At 58.4% G+C, this 1682-nt stretch carries 1 protein-coding gene and 1 pseudogene; one reads left to right on the top strand and one right to left on the bottom strand.

What is annotated here, in order from left to right; genetic code table 11:
• Positions 1-253 (top strand): hypothetical protein (locus DFO52_RS23205; protein WP_208110489.1); only part of this gene is annotated, 253 nt, incomplete at its 5' end.
• Positions 254-286: 33 nt separating this feature from the next.
• Here the strand turns inward: DFO52_RS23205 and DFO52_RS23040 are convergent.
• Positions 287-1682: pseudogene (locus DFO52_RS23040) on the bottom strand (IS66 family transposase); the annotation flags it as partial.

The following is a 1682-nucleotide window of genomic DNA, read 5'->3' as shown; positions in this document are numbered from 1 at the left end:
CTTCATGCGAGGCTTTTCCTCACCGGTGCGCGTGACTCAAGAAGGGCCTGACGGCTTGTCTCGTTACTGTCCTGTACGGGTTATCTGTCTGGAGATTCAACTTATTTTGTGGGTACCACTTTGTCGGATGCTTCAGATTATGACCAGACGGCTTTCGCTGGACGCTTACTACGCAGCAGTACAGGTAGCTGACGCTGACCCAGGAAGAGATGATCAGGCGCTATATCAGCCATATCCCGGCGAAGCATTTTAAGCGTACAGCGAGTGCCGTATTGACGGGGATGTGTTATTCAATTAGCAGAGCTATGCGCCAGGGGAGCAGTTCGCTGACCCGGTTGATCGGCCAGTCAGCTATGACGCCAAGCACATGGCGAAGGTAGCTTTCTGGATCCACGCCGTTCAGTTTGCACGTCCCGATCAGGCTGTACAGCAGCGCTCCCCGCTCACCACCATGGTCAGAGCCGAAGAACAGGAAGTTTTTACGCCCAAGACTGACCGTCCGCAGGGCATTTTCTGCGCTGTTGTTGTCTGCTTCGGCCCAGCCATCGTCCGCATAGTACGTCAGTGCCGGCCACTGGTTAAGTACGTACGCGAACGCTTTCGCCAGCTCTGAGTATCGCGACAGATTCTTCATCTTTTTACGCAACCAGCTTTCCAGGGATTTCAGCAGCGGTTTCGTTTTTCGCTGACGTTCAGCAAGCCGCTGCTCCGCCGGCATTCCCCTTATATCCGCCTCTATGGCGTACAGCTGACCGATCTGCCTCAGGGATTCTTCCGTCAGCGCCGACGGGGTGCGGACGTGCACATCGTGGATCTTTCGGCGGGCATGAGCCCAGCATGCGGCTTCCGTTATCCGGCCATTGCGGTACAGCTCGTTGAACCCGGCGTACGCATCCGCCTGCAGCACACCGCTGAAGCCGGCAAGATGAGTCTGAGGATGGATGCATTTTCTGTCCGGGCTATAGGCGAACCAGACCGCCGGTGCCAGCGCTGAACCGGCGTTGCGGTCGTCACGAACATACGTCCACAACCGTCCGGTCTTCGTCTTCTTATTGCCCGGCAACAGCACCTGGACCGGGGTGTCATCGGCATGGAGTTTGCCGTCGGTCAGGACATAGCCCTGAAGCGCCTCTTCCAGCGGGGACATCAGCCGGCAACATGCATCCACCCAGCCTGACAGCAGTGAGCGGCTTAGCACCACACCCTGCCGGCCATATATTTCTGACTGACGATATAGCGGCGTGTGCTCTGCATACTTCGAAGTCAGCACGCGGGCCAGCAGCCCAGGTCCGGCGCTCCCCCGCTCGATGGGCCGCGAAGACGCCGGGGCCTGCACGATGGCATCGCACTGAGTACAGGCATGTTTTTCCCGCACCGTACCGATAACCCTGAAGGCGCTGCACATCAGCTCCAGTTGTTCGGCTGCATCCTCACCCAGGTATCAGCGCACCACCACAGTCCGGGCAGCATGGCTCCGTAGGCAGCAGTCTTTTTTCATCGCCGGGGAGTGATTCAGGGAACGGTTTGCGGGTGCGGGTCTGACGTAACGGACGTTGCACGGCCGGGTCATCCACCCGACCGGTCAGGATATCGCTTTCTTTCTGCAACCGGTTCAGGTCAGCTTCCATATGCGCGATGCGGCGGGAGACCTTTTCGGAACTGTTGCCGAAGTTCATCCGGCG

This window comes from Enterobacter sp. AG326 (assembly GCF_004362415.1).
Classification (GTDB): domain Bacteria; phylum Pseudomonadota; class Gammaproteobacteria; order Enterobacterales; family Enterobacteriaceae; genus Enterobacter; species Enterobacter asburiae.
The sequence above is the reverse complement of the archived record's forward strand: the minus strand, read 5'-3'. Positions and strand labels throughout refer to the sequence as shown.